Raw genomic sequence first — 18682 nt, 5'->3', positions numbered from 1 at the left:
AAGACCCACAGCGCCGATGGTACTGCACCCGAGAGAGTGTGGGAGAGTAGGACACCGCCGGACAACCACTCACGAGCAAAGACCCCACCACGGTGGGGTCTTTCCTCGTTAACCACCCACCCACCACGCGAACCGGTGCTCGAAGGATCAGGACGCCGCGATCGGTATGGTGCGTGCTCCGAGCGCGTTCCCGATGATCCAGTCCTCCCACTCGACCCGGAGATAGTACAGCCTGGAAACCGGCGGGCGGGGGAACACGTCGTACCGCACCACGGCCCAGCCCACCGCGGCCGGAGGAGGACAGACCTCCCGGGCATGGGTTTGCAGGGCCCGCCTTCGACGTCGGCTCACAGGCTCGGTGAACTCCCTACGCGTTCCTCGTCCTTCGGATACCACGCCGTCCTCCTGCCCGGCCGTGCTCCCGGGTGCACCGTGTAGTCCGGGTGCACCACCGGGTCGATCAAGAGCGGACCTCTCGTGCCCGTCGGGGCATACACCGGCGAGTCGACGTGCCAGTGGTAGAGGTACGGTCCGGCCGTCCCGTCGTTCGGGTCCCCGGGAGGTATCGGGTCGGCCGCGTCCGGTCCGGGTCGCGCAATTCCGCCAAGCGCCCTCGCTCGACTCAGCGTCGTAGATCAATGCTGCCGAGTCCGGTTCTTCAAAGCCGACCGCGGGAGGATGCTGTGTCGGAACGACTGCCGCCGGCACCCTCGACCGCGTTGGGCGCGTCCGACTCCTGGGCGGACGCAGAGCGACGGGGCCCATTCCCACAGAACGGTAGGGTCGAGACATGAGTGGTATCTTCTCGCATCCGACCGGCGCAGCCGACGTCCCGGCAGCGCGTCCCGAGCTTCGTGCGTCAGTGACGGTCCCTGCGCCCATCGACCATGCCTGGGCAGGGCTGACGCAGCACCTCCACCTGTGGTGGCCGGCCGATGAGCTGAGCCGCTGGGGCGAGGACAGCTTCTTCGACCTCGAGGACAACGCCCTCGTCGAGACATCGGCCCACGATGACGAGAACGTCTGGGGCGAGGTGACCGACAGCAGCCCCGGAGAATGGCTCCAGCTGTCGTGGCGGCATGCCGGGTCCGCTTCCACGACTTCGGTGCGTATCGAGATGGGCCCGGGCGGAGGAGCAGGAGGAGCCGATGAACCCCGCGTCACGCTCACGCTCACCCACGGAGGTTGGACGGCGGGGGATCCGAAGGACGTCTACGATTTCTACCGGGGGTTCTGGCCCGATGCGCTGTCGCGTTACCGACGCTTCATGGGGAGCTCCTGATGTTTCACGAAGGGCTCGATGAACTCGCGAAGGCGCTTCCGGGCCGGGTGTCCACGGACCCGGAGGACCTGGTCCGATACTCCAGGGACAAAGGCCCTGTCCTCGAACCCGCCCTCCCCGTCGGCGTGATCCGTGCCCGCACCGTGGAGGACGTGCAGGCGGTGCTGCAGTGGGCGACCCGGCATGGTGTCCCCGTGGTGAGCCGGGGCGCAGGGTCCGGGGTCTCCGGTGGCGCACATGCGACGGAGGGCAGTGTGGTCCTGTCGCTCGAGCTCATGGACAGGATTCTCAAGGTCGATGCGGACGACGAGACCGCCGTCGTCGAACCAGGTGTGATCAACGCCGACCTCAACACCGCTGTTGCGCCGTACGGGCTCATGTACGCGCCGGATCCCGCCAGCTACCGGTGGTCCACCATCGGGGGGAACGTCGCCACCAACGCGGGTGGTCTCCGCTGCGCGAAGTACGGCGTGACGCGCGACTCCGTCCTCGCGCTGAAAGTCGTCCTGGCGGACGGCACCCTCATCTCCACAGGGCACCGGACGTTCAAAGGAGTCGCCGGGTACGACCTGACCGCGTTGATGACCGGCTCGGAGGGCACACTGGGGGTGGTCGTGGAGATCACCGTCCGCCTCCGCTACCTGCCGCAGGAAGTCCATACCCTGGCCGCCTTCTTCGACGACTTCCCTCAAGCGGCCGCGGGCGTCCTCGCCATCGGTCGTGCCAGGGTGCAACCTTCGATCCTGGAACTCCTCGACGGGAGGACCCTCGAGGCCCTGGATCATGTGCACGGTTCGGATCTCCGCCGACGAGGCGGTTCCCTCCTGCTGGTCAGGACGGACGGTTATGGTGCTGCGGCAGAGGCCGAAGCCATCCGGAGGGTCCTGGTCGGCCTGGGCGCCGACGTCGGCGAGGAGGGATCGGAGGAAGCCGAGCGGCTCGTCGAGCTGCGGCGACACAGCCGGGGAGATGACGTGGATGACCTGTTCCGCGTGGGCGAGGACGTCGCGGTACCGAAATCCAGACTCGTCGACTACGTCCAAGCACTCGAAGCGATGGCGGAACAGTATGCGGTTCAGCTGAAGGTCGTGGCCCACGCCGGTGACGGCAATCTCCATCCCACCTTCTGGGTGGCGCGCAGCGAAGGCCCGCAGGCCCAGGCGCGACTGGACGAGGCGCTCGACGAGTCGGTGCGCCTGGCACTGGAGTTCGGTGGCACGATCACGGGCGAGCACGGCGTGGGACAGTACAAGCGGAGATGGCTCGCCTGGGAGCAGCAGCCGGCGGTCCTCGACCTGCAGGCCCGCATCAAGGATGTCTTCGACCCCCTGGGCATCCTGAATCCGGGCAAGGCCATCGTCGCCTGATTGTTGCCGTCCTTGACGGATGAGCGCTGACGCCCGGTGATACTGTTCAGGAAACTGTCGGAGATCTCCGTCATCCTTCCATCACTTCTCTTCGGGGGCAGCATGTCTGACAACAATCCGGGATCGCAGGGCGGACCGCCCTACGGTGAGCAGGGCAAACCTCGGTACGGGGAGAACGAGCCGAAGTACGGCGAGGGCCAGCCCCAGTACGGGCAGCAGGACCAGCCGAAGTACGGCGAGGGCCAGCCCCAGTACGGGCAGGCCCCGTCCGCCTATGGTGAGCAGGGTTCGTCTCCCTACGGCCAGCAGAACGCGTCTCCGTACGGCCAGCAGAGCCCGTACGGCCCGGGTGCCGGCAACTATCCGGGACAGCAGGGCTACCAGGCCCAGACGGCAGAGAACCCCGGCAGGACGCTCGGCATCGTGGGCTTCATCCTTGCCATCCTGATCGCTCCGGTGGGCCTGGTCATCAGCATCATCGCCTTCGTGAAATCACGGAAGGCGAAGATGGGAAATGGGTTCGCCCTTGCCGGAATCATCATCGGCGCCGTATTCACGATCCTGGGGGCAATAGCTCTCATCGGTCTCATCGCGTTGATCCCGACCTTCACCGAGTTCGCCGAGTTGTGCCAGGGAGTGCCCAGCGGCACCGAGGTCGAGTTCCAGGGCACAACGACGACCTGTCCCTGACCGCACCCTCGACAAGGACCGGCAGCCGATGGTTGCCGGTCCTTCCGCGTTCAGCGCCTAATCGTCGCTGTGCTCGGCGTCCTCATCGATGCCGATGGTCTTCGCATCCGCTGTCAGCATGATCGCCGCCTCGTCACGGCGGTGGCGGAGTTCGTCGTCGAGGTAGGACTGCACGGCTTCGGCCATCGGCACATTCCTGTCCTCCCGCTCGGACATGTACCACCGGTGCTCCAGCACTTCGTGGACCACTTCGGCGGGCTCGAGCTTTCCGCCCAGTTCACGGGGGACGGCGCGGACGATGGGCTCGAAGACCTCGTTCACCCAGAGGTGTGCGCTGAACTCCTCGTCGAGCGTGGGATTGTTGTCCGCCCGGTACGCGTCCATGTCGTTGAGCAGACGCCGGGCCTGGTTCTCCTGTGCATCGAGACCCGTCAGACGGAGCAGGCGGCGGCTGTGGTGCCCCGCGTCGACCACCTTGGGCTGCAGCTGGATCTGCGTACCGTTGGCGGCTGTCTTGATCGCGTATTCCTCCACGTCGAAGCCGAGTTCGTTGAGGCGGCGGATGCGGGCCCCCACACGCCAGCGATCCCCGAGTTCGAAGGATTCCTGCTCCGTCAGCTCACTCCACAGGCGACGGTAGCTGTCCATGATGAGTTCACTGGTGGCGAGCGGATCCACCTTCTCCTCGATGAGACCGCCCTCGGCGAGGTCCATCAGCTCGCCGGCGATGTTCACGCGGGCAATCTCGAGGTCGTACTCGCGCTGGCCGGTGGACAGCTCGGGATAGAGCTCGCCCGTCTCGGCGTCGACGAGGTACGCGGCGAAGGACCCGGCATCGCGTCGGAACAGGGTGTTGGAGAGGGAGACGTCCCCCCAGTAGAAGCCGATGAGGTGCAGGCGGACGAGGAGCAGCGCCTGTGCGTCGATGAGGCGGGTCAGCGTGTCGCGGCGGAGGGTCTGGGAGAACAGCGCCCGGTACGGGAGTGAGAACTTGAGGTGGCGCGTGACGAGGACGGGATCGAGTTCCTCGCCCTCGGGCGTGGCGCGGCCGGAGATGACGGCGACGGGCTCGACGCAGGGGACGTCGAGGCGCTGGAGCTTCCGGAGCATGTGGTACTCGTGGCGCGCGATGTGCTCCCCGGTCTCCTTGACGGCGATCACGGACCCACCGAGGTGCGCGAACCGCACGATGTGCCGCGAGATGCCGCGGGGGAGGGCGGCGAGGGCACTGGCCGGCCACTCCTCGAGGGCGATGTGCCAGGGCAGGTCGAGAAGCTCGGGATCGGTTGCCGCCGCCGTGATGTTGAGGGAGCCCAGATTGGGGACCTCGGAGGATGCCGGACGCACCCGCGGGAGCTTCCCGGTCTGGTGGTAATCCGTCGGCTCGTCATGCCATTGGGCGTTCGAGGTCTCCGTCATGGGTGCTGCCTTCGTGTCTGGGCGGGAAGTGGGCCTGCATCAAGCGTAGTGGCCGTTAAACGACGGCGGCGGTTTCCCCGGGGCCTCCAGAGGATGCCCGGCGAAACCACCGCCGTCGTCGTGCGTGATCCGCGAGAACCTAGACCGTCTCGGCCAGGCGGAGTCCGTTCGTCGTGTCGAACAGGTGCACGTGGCCCTGCTCGGGGCGTACGTAGACGCTGTCGCCCTTCATCGGTGGGCGACGGCCGTCGACACGGACCACCATGTCGTGGTCCTTGCCGTCCAGTGTGGTGTGGCCGTAGATGTAGGCGTCGGCGCCGAGCTCCTCGACGACGTCGACCTCGACCTGCAGTCCCTCACCCGGGGCCGCGAGGACGAGGTCCTCGGGACGGACACCCAGCGTGACGGTGTTGCCGGCCGCGGCCTCGAGGACATTGCCCGGAACGGGGTAGACGATGCCGCCGAAGAGGACACCGCCGTCGGCGACGGGCAGTTCCAGGAGGTTCATGGCCGGCGAGCCGATAAAGCCGGCGACGAAGACGTTCTTCGGCCGCTCGTACAGGTTGCGCGGGGTGTCGACCTGCTGGAGGATGCCGTCCTTGAGCACGGCGACGCGGTCACCCATGGTCATGGCCTCGACCTGGTCGTGGGTGACGTACACGGTGGTGACGCCGAGACGGCGGGTCAGCGAGGCGATCTGCGTACGCGTCTGCACACGCAGCTTCGCATCCAGGTTGGACAGGGGCTCGTCCATGAGGAAGACCTGCGGGTTACGCACGATCGCGCGACCCATGGCGACACGCTGGCGCTGGCCGCCAGAGAGGGCCTTCGGCTTGCGGTCGAGGTAGTCCTCGAGGTCCAGGAGCTTCGCCGCTTCGCGGACGCGCTCGGCACGCTCTTCCTTCGAGACGCCGGCGATCTTGAGCGCGAAGCCCATGTTGTCGGCCACCGACATGTGCGGGTAGAGGGCGTAGTTCTGGAAGACCATCGCGATGTCGCGATCCTTCGGCGGGACGTCCGTGACGTCGCGGTCACCGATGAGGATGCGTCCGGAGTTGACGTCCTCCAGGCCCGCGAGCATGCGCAGTGAGGTGGACTTTCCGCAACCGGAGGGTCCGACGAGGACGAGGAATTCGCCGTCGGCGATGTCGATGTTGAGCTTGTCGACGGCGGGCTTCTCGGTGCCCGGGTACAGGCGCGTGGCCTGGTCAAACGTTACCGTTGCCATGGAGTTGATTCCTTTTCACGGGCAGGTACGTGCCCGACGATCCGTAGTGAATGGAAAGATATTCAATTGTTGCGCGTGGTCCGCCAGCAGTACCGGTGACGTTGGTCACGCCTCCTGAGTATGACACGTTCCCTACGCGGGTGCACCTGCTACACGCAGCGCCGCGAGTTCCTCGAGCACCTCGGTGAAGGCCTCGGGACTGGCGACGGAGAAGGGGGCCGCGGTCTCCCCGGGGCCGATCCTGACACCGATGTCGCCCGCGCCGAGGGTCTTCTGCGCATGCTCGTCCGTGACGTCGTCGCCCGCGAAGAAGACCGCGGTTGCGCCCGCCGCCTGCCGCAGCAGGGCCAGTCCCTGGCCCTTGTCGGCCTCGACCACCGAGATCTCGAGGACGCGCTTGCCGTCCGTGACACTCACGCCGTCCAGCGGGACGAGCCCTGCCCGGGCTGCTGCCACGGCGGCACCGGCGATGTCGTCCGCCGCCGTCCGGGTATGGAGCACGACGCCGGCGGGCTTGAACTCGATGCGCGTCCCGGCGTGGTCGGCGACGACCTGTTCGACGACGGCGACGGCGCGCGCCAGGAGGTCGGCCTGCTCCGGGGTCAGTGCCAGGGGTGCGCGGTCCGGCCCGGTCCACGTCTCGGCGCCATGACTGCCGATCAGCATCGTGTCCGCCGGCGGATCAGCGACGGCCCGCAGGCTGTCGAGGGCCCGGCCGGAGATGAGTGCCGTCGTCGTATGGGGAAGGGCAGCCAGCGCCCGGACGGCCTCGGCCGATGCCGGGAGGGCTCGGGCGTCCTCCGCCCGTTCCACGAGCGGGGCGAGCGTGCCGTCGAAGTCGAGGGCCACGAGCAGGCGCGGTGTGGCGGCCAGGCGGCGGAGGGCGGCGTGGAGCTCCGCCTCAATCGCCACTGCCGGGGCCTTCCGCCTGGAGGGCGCTGAGGAAGGCCTGCGACCAGCGCTCGACGTCGTTGTGGATCACCTGGCGCCGCATGAGCCGCATGCGTCGCATGGCCTCCGTCTTCGGCATCGAGATCGCCGTGACGATGGCACTCTTCAGCCCGTCGATGTCGTGCGGGTTGACGAGGATCGCCTGGCGGAGGGTGTCCGCCGCGCCGGCGAACTCACTGAGCACGAGCATGCCCGTGTTCCCGGTGCGGGCGGCGACGTACTCCTTGGCCACGAGGTTCATGCCGTCCCGCAGGGCCGTGACGAGCATGACGTCGGCAGCCAGGTACAGCGCCACCATCTCCTCGACTGGGTAGCTGTGGTGCAGGTAGCGGATCGCCGTGTTCTTCATGGTGTCGTGCGTCCCGTTGATGCGGCCCACCGCACCCTCGATGTCCTCACGCAGGAGACGGTACTGTTCCACGCGCTCGCGGCTGGGGCTGGCGACCTGGATGAGGGCGGCACCCTCCACCGTGATGGCGCCGTCCTCCAGCAACTCCCCGTAGGCCTTGAGGCGGTGGCCGATGCCCTTGGTGTAGTCGAGCCGGTCGACGCCGAGCAGGACGTGCTCCGGGTCGCCGAGCTCGCGTCGGATCTCCTTCGAGCGTTCGATGACGTCCGGCCGCTGCGCCAGTTCCGTGATCGACGCGGTGTCGATGGAGATGGGGAACGCCTCGGCCCGCGACACGTAGCCCGGTGTGCCGTCGGCGCCTGCCGGGACCTGCACCTGCTGTGCCTTGATGGTGTAGCCCTTGAAGCGGCGCACACACCGCAGGAAGTTGCTGGCGTCGCTCGGCCGCTGGAAGCCGATGAGATCCGCGCCGAGCAGTCCTTCGATGACCTGACGGCGCCACGGCAGCTGCGCATAGATCTCCAGCGGCGGGAACGGGATGTGGTTGAAGAAGCCGATCTTCAGGTCCGGGCGGGCCTCGCGCAGCATCTTGGGGACGAGCTGCAGCTGGTAGTCCTGCACCCACACGGTCGCCCCCTCCGCCGCGACGGACGCCGCCGCCTGCGCGAAGCGCTCGTTGACCCGCCGGTAGGAGTCCCACCAGGTGCGGTGGAACTCGGGGGAGGCGATGACGTCGTGGTAGAGCGGCCAGAGGGTGGCGTTCGAGAAGCCCTCGTAGTACAGCTCCACCTCCTCGGCGCTGAGCGGCACGGGCACGAGGCGCATGTTCGACTCGTCGAAGGGCTCGAGCGTCTCGTCAGGAGCTCCGTGCCAGCCCACCCAGGCGCCGTCGGCCTTCGCCATCACCGGCGCCAGTGCGGTCACGAGTCCGCCCGGGGAGCGACGCCAGGAACTGTCGCCGTTCTCGTCGACGATGCGGTCCACCGCCAGCCGGTTGGAGACGACGATGAAGTCGAAATCACCGTACTGGCCGTCCGCCGAGAACGACGCCTGGACGCCGGGTGTGGTCGAGGGTTGTGCAGCGCTCAAAACGGGCTCCATAAGGTAGTTGGTCTCGCAACTGACTCTATCCGGTCACACGCAGCCGGAGGCGTGGCTGATTTCACGCGGTGCCGGCGCTGGGCTACCCTTATTGAGCGCTCGGCGTCGTGCTGTCCCCGTGGATCCCATGTCAAGGACGACGACGGCGCCGCGCTGGCACGATCAGCACGCCTCCTTAGCTCAGTTGGCCAGAGCACCGCTCTTGTAAAGCGGGGGTCGTCGGTTCGAATCCGACAGGGGGCTCCACCACTCCCGCCCCGCACTACTGCCGCATGACGGCGTGCAGCGCGAGGACGGCCCCTCACCCCTCCCGGAAGCGGTTCCGGTAGTCCTTCGCCAGGACGGCGTCCCTGACAGTCCGACGGAACGCCTTCCCCTGGCGTCGCTGCTCCGCGACGTTCTGCCGACGGTGGAGGCTCGCGAGCTCGCGGTCCATCTTCCGGTAGCTCAGCCAGCGGCGTTCCTCGAGGTCCCCGGACGCGAGGGCTGCCTGCACGGCGCACCCGGGTTCGCTCTCGTGGGCGCAATCGTGGAACCTGCACCCGGCGAACAGCTCCTCGACGTCGCCGAAAACCTGGGACAGCCCGTCCTCCGCGTCCCAGAGTGCGAAGCCGCGCAACCCCGGTGTGTCCATCAGGACGGCACCATCCCCGAGCGGGACCAGCTCCCGCGCCGTCGTCGTGTGCCGCCCGCGTCCGTCGGTAGCACGGACCTCGCCGGTGTCCTGTGCGGCGTTACCGATGAGGGCGTTGATCAGGCTCGACTTGCCGGCCCCCGAGGGTCCCACCAGCGCCAGGGTCTGTCCGGCACCGATGCGTCCGCGCAGGTGCTCGAGGCCGTCACCGGCCTCCGCCGACGTCGTCAGTACCTCGACCCCCCGGACACGTTCGACCGTCTCGGCGACCACGCTGTCGAAGCGCGAGCTGAGATCGGCCTTGGTCAGGATGACGAGGGGCACGGCCCCGGAATCCCAGGCGGCGACGAGGGTGCGCTCGAGCCTGTTGGTCGAGAGCGGCCGGTCCAGGGGTACCACGACGCCCAGGAGATCGATGTTCGCGGCCAGGATCTGCGGCTCGGACAGCGGATCGTGCGCCCGTTTGCGCTGGAGCAGGGACCAGCGGGGCAGGTGCCCGGTGATGGCGCGGACGTCGCCGTCGCCCTCCAGCCCCACCCAGTCCCCGGTGACGAAGGAGTCCGGGCTGTCGACGTGCAGGGTGCCGTGCCGTGTGCCGACGAGGACCCGCGCACGGTCCGCTCGGATGACCCTGGCCGGATGGACGCCGGACGGATAGTGGAAGGAGAAGAGAGCGTTGATGCGGTCGGTGAAGCCGTACTGCAGGAGAGTGTTCACGGTGGTTCCTCCGAAGGAGGCCTCCCGCGGGGCGCGACTACGGCGCGGATGCCCGGGAGGCGGGGTTCATGGGGTTGTTGTCTGCGCACGGCGCAACGACAAGGACCTTCTTCATGACTCCACCTCCTCGTACTCCCTGGCGGCTCCACGAGCCTTCGGGCCTACAGCCTAGCGGGGCCCGCCGGGGAAGGGAACAGGCACCTCGGGCCTAGTGCGACCGCCGCACGACGAGTGGTCCCACGACCTTCACGAGCCCCACGAGGCAGCCCATGATGATGACCGAGAGCACCGCGAGGAAGGGCATGTTCGGCTGCCTCCGCGCGTCCGTCCGATCGAGCGCCACGGCCCCGTCGGCGCTCGCCGAGGTGGAGGGAGCGGGCGTGGAGGTGGGTGCGGACGGGGTAGGGGACGGTGTGGCCGGACTCCTGGACGGCTTGGGCGTCGGCGTCTCCTCTGCCGGCACCCCCTCGACGATCGCAGGCTCCGGCAGGACCTGGGGCGCCGGCGGCAAGGGGACGACGGGCACCACCGGTTGCAGCGGCTGTACAGGCTGCGGGGCAGGGGCAGGGGCAGGGGCCGGTGCTGGCGCGGGGGCGGGGGCGGGCGCGGTCTGCTCCGGCGGTGTCGTCGGTGTGGGATCCGGCTCCTGCGTCGGAGTAGCGGTCACCGGGGGCGTGGTCGCCGGTGGTGTCGTCGGATCCGGTGTCGGAGTCGGTCGCTTGGTCGCCGGTGTCGCCGGTGTCGCCGGTGGAGTGGCGATCACCGGGGGCGTCGTCCCGGGCGGAGGGGGGGTCGTCTCCCTCCGGGGGGCCGGCGTCGGATCCGTCCGCTCCGGCTCGGGTGCCGGACCGGTCCGCATGGTGGCAGGGGTGACCGTGCTCCGGCTGCCGGGGACCTGCGTCTGCGGAACCTCGCACCCGGTGGCGCCGATGGTGGGGCATACCTCTGCGGCCGCTGCGGGCAGCGCCCCGAGGACGAGGCCGCACAGCACGGCCGCGCCGGCGGACGCGAGCGGGTACAGGTGCTTGCTCAAGGGACTCCCAGAATATCGACAGGCTGCTGACTACTGCAGATCACCCTACCAATCCGGCGCTCCCAGGGTGGTCGGTGGCGCCAGTCGGGGGCCCTCCACGGACTGCCGGGTGATCGAACGGCTCCCGGATCGCGCCCGGATCAGCGCGGCGGCAGGCTGCGCAGGTCGACATCCAGGTGGCCCGCATCGATGGTCGCGGTCATGAAGGTGCAGTGCGGCTGGCGGCGGCGGTCCGTGGGGGAGCCGGGGTTGAGCAGGCGCAGGCCGGTGGCGGCGTGCGTGTCCCACGGGATATGGCTGTGCCCGAACACCAGGACGTGGATGTCGGGGTAGAGCGCGGCCATGCGGGCCTCCCGTCCCTGCTTCTGGCCCGTCTCGTGCACGACGGCGAGGCGGACGCCGTCGAGTTCGGCACGGGCGACCAGCGGAAGGCGCGCCCGGAGGTCCGCGCCGTCGTTGTTCCCGTAGCAGGCAATGAGGCGGCGGGCCCGGGCCTGGAGCTCGTCCAGGAGCGGCGCCTCGGTCCAGTCCCCGGCGTGGACGACGACGTCGGACGCCTCGATCGCGTCCCACACCTCGCCGGGCAGCTGTCGGGCACGCTTCGGCAGGTGGGTGTCGGCGAGGATCGTCAGGTGGAGGGGCATCCAGCCATTCTGCGGTGTGTTCCGGGGCTCGTGACAAGTGGGAGGCGTTGTGCCATGATCCCCTAAGCACGCTTACTAATCGGTGTCCGACCCATCAGGAGGCAGCAATGAAGATCGACAAGGCGCAGATCATCGATCTGTTGAAGAGCCAGGGCAAGAACGACGACGCCGAGCAGGCACAGTCCCAGCTCCCCGACCAGGTGGATCCGGAGCAGCATTCCGACCTCCTGGCGAAGTTCGGCATCAACCCGAAGGACCTGCTGGGCAAGATCCCCGGACTGGGCGGCTTCGGAGGTTAGGAACGCCCGGCGGGCCATCAACGATCGAAGGAGTGAGCAGTGGATACGAGTCAAGTGGTGTGGATCGTCGTCGGGATCATCGTCGTCCTGGCCGTCGTCGCCCTCGTGGCGATCCTCGCCCGCAAGCGCGGAGCAGCCCGACGCCAGCACCAGGAGGAACAGGATCGGCACCGCGCCGCCGAGATGCGCGAGGAGGCGAAGGCCACCGAGCTCGAAGCCCGCGAGCGCGAAGCGAAGGCCTCGATGGCCGAGGCCGAAGCCCAGCGGGCCGAGGTCGAGGCCGAGAGGCTCCGCCAGCAGGCCCAGGAGCGCCAGACCGACGCGCAGGGCCTGCGTGAGAAGGTGACGCATCACCATCAGGAAGCCGACACCATCGACCCCGACCTCCCGCAGGACGGGGATCCGCGCACAGGGCGCTGACCGGCAATGCCCACCAGGAAGGGAGCCCGCCATCGGACGGGCTCCCTTCCTGTGTCTGCTGCTTCTCGCTAGCGGCACAGGAAGTGCGTGACAAGACTGTCGCTGCCCCGAAGACTCGGAGGAGGCGCCGCGCCGATGTGCGGGGCGGACGAGCGGGAGGCACAGGATGAGGAAAGCGGTGACCGTGGTGATCACGGGGGCTTCGAGCGGTATCGGCCGGGCGACGGCGTGCCTGTTCGCGGAGGACGGCGCCCGGCTGGTCCTCGCCGGGCGGGATGGCGACACCCTGGAGGCCGTCGCCCGGGAGTGCCGGGACAGGGGAGCGGCCGCCCTCGCCGTACCCACCGATGTCTCCTCGGAGGTCGATGTCCAGCGGCTCGCTGAGGCTGCCGTCGACCGCTTCGGGGGCATCGACGTGTGGGTGGGCAATGCCTCGCTGTACAGCTTCGGCACGTTCGAGCAGACACCCTCCGAGGTGTTCGACCGGATCATCGACGTCAACCTGCTGGGCCAGGTATACGGCGCGCGGGCGGCACTGGGCGTGTTCCGCCGCCAGGGCCGAGGCGTCCTGGTGTCCGTCGCGTCGGTCTACTCCCGGGTCACCTCACCGCTCGTCGGCCCGTACGTCACCAGCAAGTTCGGGCTTCTCGGCTTCCTCGAGGTGCTCCGGATGGAACTGCGGCGGGAGCCGGGCATCCACGTCTGCGCCGTCCTGCCGGCGACCATCGACACCCCGATCCACCAGCACGCGGCGAACTACACCGGACGGCCCGTCCGCCCGCTGCCGCCGGTCACCGACCCGGTGCGCGTCGCGCGCGCGATCGTCCGGGTCTCGCGGAAGCCCCGACGGCTGACGCAGGTGGGACGCGTGCAGTCGACGGCGGTCCTGGCGCGGGTTCTGGCGCCCGCCGCCTACGAAGCACTGATGGCGGCCGCCTACCCCGCGATGGCGCTGAAGAAGGGATCCATCCCCTCCTCGGCGGGCAATCTCTTCGAGGCGGACCGGGTCACGACGGGAGTCACGGGCGGCTGGCGGATCATGCCCTGGCTCCGCCGCACGCCCCGGCGCTGAGCCTGCTCCGTGATGGGGACCATAGACCATGGACCACGGGCCCGCCAGTGTGAGGAACACGATAGCGGCCGCTGGCGCCACTCCCCGCCCACCACCCCATAGTGGAGCTATGGATCAATGGCAGGGCCTCCTCATGCAGTGTGCCCGGAGTATGGGTTTCGATCGTGGGCACCGGCGTGCGGCCTACGCGCTCGCCGGCGTGGGCGTCTTCTGGGCCGTCGGGCTGTTCGGCGGTCTGCGGATCCTGCACAGCGCGTCGTCGCCGATGACCACCCTCGTGCTGCTGTACGTGATGCTGGCCGTTGTGGCACTCTCGCTCGTCATCGCCGCGGCCGCTGTCGCGGAGCTCGGTCACCAGGCGGCGCAGCGGCGCCGACGCTGAGCAATCGACCCGGGAGGCTGTGCCTCTTCGATCTCCGAGAGCGCGTCGGCCGACCGGCCCGGCGGAGGGTGCAACAGACCCGACCGTCGATGGCGGGGATGAGAAAACGCTCGGCAGGCGCAGGTGGCGGGAGGTAGCGTGAGGTCATGCTCACCGTTCCCGAGAACTTCCCGCCCGCCTACATCACCTTCCTCGAAGGCCAGGACGAAGGTTTCGCCGAGACCGTGCTGATGGTGATGAAGCAGTCCGTCGCCGAAGGCAAGTACGGCATCCTCGTCAGCGATCAGGCCGTGGACCGGCAGGCCGAACTGTCGCAGGAGGTCCCTTTCGGCGAGGTCGTCGAGGGCGTCCGCTGACGCCGGTCCGCTACCTCTGTCGACTCCGCTGACGCCGGTCCGCCGACGCTGTCCGGGCCGAGCGGATCCGGACACGCAGGAGTACACGTCCACGAAGCGGGAGCTCGCACACGTGCGGTATGCGCCCGGAGGCCGTCAGTGGCCACTCACCGTAGGGATGCGGATCGGATCAGGTGCCGTCGCTGTCCTCGGAATCCGCGCCCTCGGCAGGGTCTTCCGCATGCACCCGGATGTCCGCGGGGTCGGCGGCGGTGTCACCCTCGGCCGGGGCCTCGTTGTGGATACGGTCGTCGTCGCCTGGAGTCTCTGACATGCGCTCATCCTCTCGGTTCGGGGGAACAGAAGCTCCCATGGCGTCAGTCTACGGATCCGGGGCCGGCAGGGTCCCGGTGAGGTTCCGCGTGACGCGCGGTCATCAGCATGCTTACGATCAGGGGGTGGAAGCCCTGGACGCCGCCCAGCCGTCCGTCGAACGCCCGCGGGCGGTCGCGGGGTCCGCCGCCGTGGGCCTCCTGGTGGTCGGGTTCGGTGCCGGCGTCCACGCCCTGTCAGGGGGTGCGCTCCCGGGCCTGCCGATCCTGGGTGCCCTCGCGGCCCTTGCCGTCCTGGCGGCCACGGTCGCCCGCCGGTCGCGGATGCCCGCGTGGGGAGTGCTGCTGCTGCTTGGCGCCGGACAGCAGGTGCTCCACTGGCTCCTCGGCGGGCTGGCGGACGGGGCCGTGGCGTCCGCTCCCGGCGCGGCCGTGGGCCATCATGGCGACGACGTGCCCGTCGGGTCGGCGGCCGGGCAGGGCCACTCCCCGGAGGTCATGCTCATGCTCCACACCCACCTGGCCGTGGCCCTCCTTCTCGGGTGGGCGGCCCTCCGCTGGTCGGGGCTCCGCGCATGGCTGGATCGTCGCCTGCTACCCGAGCGCCGGCCACGACACGCGAAGGGCGCCCCCGTCGAGTGACGGGGGCGCCCAACGGGTGCGCTGGTGCGGGCGCCGGCCGATGCCCGCCCGTGGTCTAGTTGGCGTCCGCCGAACCGTCGTAGAACGGGTAGTCCGTGTATCCCTCGGCACCCGTCGAGTAGAACGTGGCCGGATTCGGCTGGTTCTCCGGCAGGTTCTCCCGCCAGCGGCGGGCGAGGTCGGGGTTCGCGATGGCGGGACGGCCGACGACGACGGCGTCACCCACCCCGTCCTCGAGGATGGCGATGGCTTCGTCGCGATTGGTGATCACACCGAATCCGCTGTTGATCAGGACCGGTCCGCCGAAGCGCGCGCGCAGGTCCTGGACCAGATCCCCCGTGGGGTCGGCGTGGAGGACGCTCAGGTAGGCGAGTTTCAGCGGGGCGAGGGCGTCGACCAGCGTGCCGTAGGTCGCGTGGACGTCCGCGGCCTCCGTCTCGAGCGCGTCCTGGATGTTGTGCGCCGGGGAGATGCGCAGGCCGACCCTCTCCGCACCGACCTCGGCCACGACGGCCGTGACGAGCTCGATCAGGAACTGTGCCCGCTTCTCCGGCGAGCCGCCGTAGGCATCTTCGCGCTGGTTCGACTCGGGGGAGAGGAACTCGTGCAGCAGGTAGCCGTTGGCACCGTGCAGTTCGACGCCGTCGAACCCGGCGACGTCGATGGCCTTCCGCGAGGCGGTGACGAACTCCTCGATGATGCCCGGGAGTTCCCCGGTGCTGAGGGCGTGCGGCACCGGGTAGGGCTGCTTGCCGGTGCTGGTGCGCGTGACGCCGTCGATCGCGACGGCACTGGGAGCCACGACCTCGTACCCGCCGTTCGTGTCGGGATGGGTCACCCGGCCTGCGTGCATGACCTGCGCGACGATGCGCCCGCCGTCCGCGTGGACCGCGTCGGTGACGCGCTTCCAGCCTGCGAGCTGCTCGTCCTCGACCAGGCCGGGCTGGCCAGGGAAGCCCTGGCCGGCGTGGCTGGGGTACGTGCCTTCGCTGACGATCAGGCCGAGGGAGGCGCGCTGCCGGTAGTGCTCGACGACGAGGTCGCCCGGGATGCCGGCGTCACCGGAGCGGACCCGGGTGAGTGGCGCCATCACCACGCGGTTGGGGAGTTCGAGCGTGCCGAGCGTGAGGGGGGAGAACAGTTTCACGAGGTCCTACTTTCCGGTCGATGTCTAGTGGCGGCAACCGGCGCGCCTCGGAGCGTATTCCGGATGTGTGCTGCCTCACGGGAACGGCGAAGCCCCGAGGGCGGACCCCCGGGGCTTCGTGCTGCATCGCGCGGTGAGCGCTATTCGATGCCCTGCTCGTCGATCGCGCTCAGCGGCGACCCGCCGCGGTTGGCGGGATCGTCGCTCGCGTCGACCTCGTCGTCCTCCATCATGCCGAAGTCGACGTCGGCCGCGGCCTCGCCCAGCATCGGCTCCTCCGGCGGGTACTGCTCGTCGCCGTGCTCGTACCGGGCCTCGGCCGTCTCCGTCCGGAGGGTCTGGTCGCTGAGGACGCCTTCCTCGCCGACCACGGCGACACCGTTCTCGTCGGCGACGGTCCCGGCCACCCCGGGCTCGTCCTGCAGGAGGGGATCCTCCTGCCAGCGGTCCGGGTTGTCTTCCGCTGCGCCGTCGTAGCTGTCCGGCCGGCCCTCGAGGACCGGGTCGAAGGCCTCCGGAGCGAGCGCGTCGTTCGGCACGTCGGGCTCTTCGCCCACGATGGTCAGTTCCTCATCGGGAAGGTTCTCGGTCATCTTGTCTGCCTTTCGTCGGTGCTGCGCGTCGTCGATCATCAGCCTACTGATGAACCGCTCCGGGCGACAGCTCGTGCCGCCGCCCGGACCGTCGCGGACCTGGCCGGATGGAGTGCGCTAGACGTGGTCACGCCAGCTGTGCCGGGGCTCGTACCCCAGCACCCTGCGGGCCCTGTCGATGGAGAGGAGTGTCTCGTGCTCGCCCACCTCGCGCGTCAGCGCGACGCCCGGGAACACCTCGGCCGCCAGGTCCGCGCTGGCGCGGCTCATGACGGTGTCGGCGGCCGCGATGATGAAGCGGTCGAAGCCCGGCGCCGCGTTCTCGAGGGCCTTCGCCACCGCCTGGGCGCCGTCGCGCCCGTCGATGTACCCCCACAGGTTCCACTTCCGGGCGGTCGCGTCCGCGTCGAAGGACGGGAACTCGGCGTAGTCCTCCGGGTCCATGACGTTCGAGAAGCGCAGCGCCGTGATGCTCAGCTGCGGATCCCAGCGCGTCAGCTCGATCGCCAGCTGCTCCTCGAGGTGCTTGACGAGGGAGTAGGTGCTCTCGGGCCGGGCCGGGTATTCCTCGTCCACCGGGATGTACGGGGGCGGGGTGTCGAACGGGAGTCCGAGGACGGTCTCGCTGGACGCGTACACGACCCGCTTGATGCCGGCCCGCCGGCAGGCCTGGAAGACGTTGTAGGTGGCGGCCATGTTGTTGTGGAACGTCGCGGCGTCCGCCTGGAGGCCCGGAGCCGGGATGGCTCCGAGATGCACGACGGCGTCGAGGCCGGAGTGGCGGTCGTCCACGCCGAGGAGCGCGTCGACGACCTGCCCGTAGTCCCTCAGGTCGATACGGAGGAACGTCGGGGTGCGCTCGCCGTACTGGTCGAGCTCGAGGACGGTGTGCCCGGCCTCGCGCAGGCCGCGGACGACGCTCCGCCCCAGCTTCCCGTTGGAGCCCGTGACCGCGACGTTCAGCGGGCTGGTCGCAGCCGCCATCAGACCGGTCGCGTCTCGGGGGAGACGGTCTTGGCGACGTCCGTCTCGGCCAGGTCGCCGATCGCATCGTCGATCGCCCTCAGGACGTCGTCTTCGAGCTTCACGCCGGCAGCGGCGGCGTTCGACTCCACCTGCTCGGGCCGGGAGGCGCCGATGATCGCCGAGGCGACGTTCCTGTTCTGCAGCACCCAGGCGATGGCCAGCTGGGCCATGGTCAGGCCCACGCCGTCGGCGATCGGTGCGAGCTTCTGCACGCCCGTGAGCACCTCGTCGCTCATCCAGCGCTTGATCATGTCGGCGCCGCCCTTGTCGTCCGAGGCCCGCGTACCCTGCTCGGGCTGAGCACCCGGCGTGTACTTGCCGGTCAGCACGCCCTGCGCGACGGGTGACCAGACGATCTGCGACAGCCCGAGCTCCTCGGAGGTGGGGACGACGTCGCCCTCGATGACACGCCACAGCATCGAGTACTGGGGCTGGTTGGAGATGAGCTGGAAGCCGAGGTCCTTCGCGAGGGCGTGGCCGTCACGGATCTGCTGGGCCGTCCACTCACTGACGCCGATGTACAGGGCCTTGCCCTGGCGCACGATGTCCGCGAACGCCTGCATCGTCTCCTCGAGGGGCGTCTCGTAGTCGTACCTGTGTGCCTGGTAGAGGTCCACGTAGTCGGTCTGCAGGCGCTGCAGCGATCCGTCGATCGATTCCATGATGTGCTTGCGGGACAGCCCGACGTCGTTGTGTCCCTTGGGGCCGGTGGGGCCCCAGACCTTCGTGAAGATCTCGAGCGACTGGCGCCGCTCGCCCTTGAGTGCTTCGCCGAGGACCGTCTCCGCCGCGGTGTTCGCGTACACGTCCGCGGTGTCGAAGGTGGTGATGCCGACGTCGAGCGCTGCGCGCACGCACCGGGTGGCGACGTCGTTCTCCACCTGCGATCCGTGGGTGAGCCAGTTGCCGTAGGTGATTTCCGAGATCTTGAAGCCGCTGTTGCCGAGGTATCTGAAGTCCATATCGCCGATGCTAACCACCCGGACCCTGCGAGTACAGGAAGTCCGGTTCCTCAGGCA

21 protein-coding genes and 1 tRNA gene are annotated in these 18682 nt (G+C 69.1%); 10 read left to right on the top strand and 12 right to left on the bottom strand.

What is annotated here, in order from left to right:
• The first annotated feature begins 790 nt into the window (after positions 1-790).
• The 3 genes from AC4D2E_RS11545 to AC4D2E_RS11535 all read left to right on the top strand — a co-directional run bounded on the left by AC4D2E_RS11545 (position 791) and on the right by AC4D2E_RS11535 (position 3339).
• The gene (locus tag AC4D2E_RS11545) at positions 791-1282 is read left to right on the top strand and encodes an SRPBCC family protein (protein WP_490952702.1); all 492 of its coding nucleotides are present in this window, start codon (positions 791-793) and stop codon (positions 1280-1282) included.
• A complete protein-coding gene (locus AC4D2E_RS11540; protein ID WP_490952701.1) occupies positions 1282-2649 on the top strand; it encodes an FAD-binding oxidoreductase in 1368 nt (455 codons plus the stop codon). The genes AC4D2E_RS11545 and AC4D2E_RS11540 overlap by 1 nt, the downstream gene beginning before the upstream one ends.
• 102 nt (positions 2650-2751) lie before the next feature.
• Complete coding sequence (locus AC4D2E_RS11535) at positions 2752-3339, top strand: DUF4190 domain-containing protein (RefSeq protein WP_490952700.1); 588 nt, start codon at positions 2752-2754, stop codon at positions 3337-3339.
• A 57-nt stretch (positions 3340-3396) separates the two neighbouring features.
• Here the strand turns inward: AC4D2E_RS11535 and AC4D2E_RS11530 are convergent, their stop codons facing one another.
• The 4 genes from AC4D2E_RS11530 to AC4D2E_RS11515 all read right to left on the bottom strand — a co-directional run bounded on the left by AC4D2E_RS11530 (position 3397) and on the right by AC4D2E_RS11515 (position 8387).
• The gene (locus AC4D2E_RS11530; protein WP_104168776.1) at positions 3397-4758 is read right to left on the bottom strand and encodes a DUF4032 domain-containing protein; all 1362 of its coding nucleotides are present in this window, start codon (positions 4756-4758) and stop codon (positions 3397-3399) included.
• A 139-nt stretch (positions 4759-4897) separates the two neighbouring features.
• Positions 4898-5986 carry an ABC transporter ATP-binding protein gene (locus AC4D2E_RS11525; protein WP_104168775.1) on the bottom strand — a complete coding sequence of 363 codons (1089 nt, stop codon included), beginning with the start codon at positions 5984-5986 and terminating at the stop codon, positions 4898-4900.
• Between the two features lie 132 nt (positions 5987-6118).
• Positions 6119-6898: a trehalose-phosphatase gene (gene otsB / locus AC4D2E_RS11520; RefSeq protein ID WP_490952699.1), complete on the bottom strand. Its 780-nt coding sequence runs from the start codon at positions 6896-6898 to the stop codon at positions 6119-6121.
• Positions 6888-8387 carry an alpha,alpha-trehalose-phosphate synthase (UDP-forming) gene (locus AC4D2E_RS11515; protein ID WP_104168773.1) on the bottom strand — a complete coding sequence of 500 codons (1500 nt, stop codon included), beginning with the start codon at positions 8385-8387 and terminating at the stop codon, positions 6888-6890. The genes otsB and AC4D2E_RS11515 overlap by 11 nt, the downstream gene beginning before the upstream one ends.
• Positions 8388-8556: 169 nt before the next feature.
• Here AC4D2E_RS11515 and AC4D2E_RS11510 point away from each other — a divergent pair.
• Positions 8557-8633: transfer RNA gene (locus AC4D2E_RS11510), tRNA-Thr, on the top strand.
• Positions 8634-8688: 55 nt separating this feature from the next.
• Here AC4D2E_RS11510 and rsgA read toward each other — a convergent pair.
• The 3 genes from rsgA to AC4D2E_RS11495 all read right to left on the bottom strand — a co-directional run bounded on the left by rsgA (position 8689) and on the right by AC4D2E_RS11495 (position 11415).
• Positions 8689-9738: a ribosome small subunit-dependent GTPase A gene (rsgA, locus tag AC4D2E_RS11505; protein ID WP_490952698.1), complete on the bottom strand. Its 1050-nt coding sequence runs from the start codon at positions 9736-9738 to the stop codon at positions 8689-8691.
• A 208-nt stretch (positions 9739-9946) separates the two neighbouring features.
• Entirely contained in the window at positions 9947-10771 is an 825-nt protein-coding gene (locus tag AC4D2E_RS11500; protein WP_490952697.1) for a hypothetical protein, read from the bottom strand.
• A 140-nt stretch (positions 10772-10911) separates the two neighbouring features.
• The gene (locus AC4D2E_RS11495) at positions 10912-11415 is read right to left on the bottom strand and encodes a metallophosphoesterase family protein (RefSeq protein ID WP_490911079.1); all 504 of its coding nucleotides are present in this window, start codon (positions 11413-11415) and stop codon (positions 10912-10914) included.
• Positions 11416-11522: 107 nt separating this feature from the next.
• Here AC4D2E_RS11495 and AC4D2E_RS11490 point away from each other — a divergent pair, with 107 nt between their 5' ends.
• The 5 genes from AC4D2E_RS11490 to AC4D2E_RS11470 all read left to right on the top strand — a co-directional run bounded on the left by AC4D2E_RS11490 (position 11523) and on the right by AC4D2E_RS11470 (position 13944).
• Complete coding sequence (locus AC4D2E_RS11490) at positions 11523-11714, top strand: hypothetical protein (protein WP_490911078.1); 192 nt, start codon at positions 11523-11525, stop codon at positions 11712-11714.
• Between the two features lie 39 nt (positions 11715-11753).
• Complete coding sequence (locus tag AC4D2E_RS11485) at positions 11754-12134, top strand: hypothetical protein (protein ID WP_490911077.1); 381 nt, start codon at positions 11754-11756, stop codon at positions 12132-12134.
• A 166-nt stretch (positions 12135-12300) separates the two neighbouring features.
• Complete coding sequence (locus tag AC4D2E_RS11480; protein ID WP_490952696.1) at positions 12301-13206, top strand: SDR family NAD(P)-dependent oxidoreductase; 906 nt, start codon at positions 12301-12303, stop codon at positions 13204-13206.
• A 109-nt stretch (positions 13207-13315) separates the two neighbouring features.
• On the top strand, positions 13316-13588 hold the full coding sequence (locus AC4D2E_RS11475; RefSeq protein ID WP_146067490.1) for a hypothetical protein: 273 nt from the start codon (positions 13316-13318) through the stop codon (positions 13586-13588).
• Between the two features lie 146 nt (positions 13589-13734).
• Positions 13735-13944: a hypothetical protein gene (locus AC4D2E_RS11470; protein ID WP_104168765.1), complete on the top strand. Its 210-nt coding sequence runs from the start codon at positions 13735-13737 to the stop codon at positions 13942-13944.
• Between the two features lie 169 nt (positions 13945-14113).
• Here the strand turns inward: AC4D2E_RS11470 and AC4D2E_RS11465 are convergent, their stop codons facing one another.
• Positions 14114-14257, bottom strand: coding sequence for a hypothetical protein (locus AC4D2E_RS11465; protein WP_490911075.1), 144 nt, complete (start codon positions 14255-14257; stop codon positions 14114-14116).
• Between the two features lie 124 nt (positions 14258-14381).
• Between AC4D2E_RS11465 and AC4D2E_RS11460 the strand changes: the two genes are divergently transcribed.
• The gene (locus AC4D2E_RS11460) at positions 14382-14897 is read left to right on the top strand and encodes a hypothetical protein (protein WP_490911074.1); all 516 of its coding nucleotides are present in this window, start codon (positions 14382-14384) and stop codon (positions 14895-14897) included.
• A gap of 55 nt (positions 14898-14952) precedes the next feature.
• On the opposite strand, the gene AC4D2E_RS11455 is transcribed toward AC4D2E_RS11460, so the two are convergent.
• The 4 genes from AC4D2E_RS11455 to AC4D2E_RS11440 all read right to left on the bottom strand — a co-directional run bounded on the left by AC4D2E_RS11455 (position 14953) and on the right by AC4D2E_RS11440 (position 18625).
• Complete coding sequence (locus tag AC4D2E_RS11455) at positions 14953-16044, bottom strand: alkene reductase (protein WP_490911073.1); 1092 nt, start codon at positions 16042-16044, stop codon at positions 14953-14955.
• 140 nt (positions 16045-16184) lie between these two features.
• Positions 16185-16637: a hypothetical protein gene (locus AC4D2E_RS11450; protein WP_104168849.1), complete on the bottom strand. Its 453-nt coding sequence runs from the start codon at positions 16635-16637 to the stop codon at positions 16185-16187.
• A gap of 117 nt (positions 16638-16754) precedes the next feature.
• Positions 16755-17600 carry an NAD-dependent epimerase/dehydratase family protein gene (locus AC4D2E_RS11445; RefSeq protein WP_104168848.1) on the bottom strand — a complete coding sequence of 282 codons (846 nt, stop codon included), beginning with the start codon at positions 17598-17600 and terminating at the stop codon, positions 16755-16757.
• Between the two features lie 20 nt (positions 17601-17620).
• Positions 17621-18625: an aldo/keto reductase family protein gene (locus AC4D2E_RS11440; protein WP_490911072.1), complete on the bottom strand. Its 1005-nt coding sequence runs from the start codon at positions 18623-18625 to the stop codon at positions 17621-17623.
• Positions 18626-18682 lie beyond the last annotated feature (57 nt).

It is taken from the genome of Arthrobacter sp. TJ-265 (assembly GCF_058269135.1).
The sequence above is the reverse complement of the archived record's forward strand: the minus strand, read 5'-3'. Positions and strand labels throughout refer to the sequence as shown.

Bases quoted from the DNA above. Each gene is read 5' to 3' on its own strand.
- AC4D2E_RS11545 (WP_490952702.1), top strand. From the start codon at position 791: ATGAGTGGTATCTTCTCGCATCCGACCGGCGCAGCCGACGTCCCGGCA.
- AC4D2E_RS11540 (WP_490952701.1), top strand. From the start codon at position 1,282: ATGTTTCACGAAGGGCTCGATGAACTCGCGAAGGCGCTTCCGGGCCGG.
- AC4D2E_RS11535 (WP_490952700.1), top strand. From the start codon at position 2,752: ATGTCTGACAACAATCCGGGATCGCAGGGCGGACCGCCCTACGGTGAG.
- AC4D2E_RS11530 (WP_104168776.1), bottom strand. From the start codon at position 4,758: ATGACGGAGACCTCGAACGCCCAATGGCATGACGAGCCGACGGATTAC.
- AC4D2E_RS11525 (WP_104168775.1), bottom strand. From the start codon at position 5,986: ATGGCAACGGTAACGTTTGACCAGGCCACGCGCCTGTACCCGGGCACC.
- AC4D2E_RS11515 (WP_104168773.1), bottom strand. From the start codon at position 8,387: ATGGAGCCCGTTTTGAGCGCTGCACAACCCTCGACCACACCCGGCGTC.
- AC4D2E_RS11495 (WP_490911079.1), bottom strand. From the start codon at position 11,415: ATGCCCCTCCACCTGACGATCCTCGCCGACACCCACCTGCCGAAGCGT.
- AC4D2E_RS11490 (WP_490911078.1), top strand. From the start codon at position 11,523: ATGAAGATCGACAAGGCGCAGATCATCGATCTGTTGAAGAGCCAGGGC.
- AC4D2E_RS11480 (WP_490952696.1), top strand. From the start codon at position 12,301: ATGAGGAAAGCGGTGACCGTGGTGATCACGGGGGCTTCGAGCGGTATC.
- AC4D2E_RS11475 (WP_146067490.1), top strand. From the start codon at position 13,316: ATGGATCAATGGCAGGGCCTCCTCATGCAGTGTGCCCGGAGTATGGGT.
- AC4D2E_RS11470 (WP_104168765.1), top strand. From the start codon at position 13,735: ATGCTCACCGTTCCCGAGAACTTCCCGCCCGCCTACATCACCTTCCTC.
- AC4D2E_RS11465 (WP_490911075.1), bottom strand. From the start codon at position 14,257: ATGTCAGAGACTCCAGGCGACGACGACCGTATCCACAACGAGGCCCCG.
- AC4D2E_RS11450 (WP_104168849.1), bottom strand. From the start codon at position 16,637: ATGACCGAGAACCTTCCCGATGAGGAACTGACCATCGTGGGCGAAGAG.
- AC4D2E_RS11440 (WP_490911072.1), bottom strand. From the start codon at position 18,625: ATGGACTTCAGATACCTCGGCAACAGCGGCTTCAAGATCTCGGAAATC.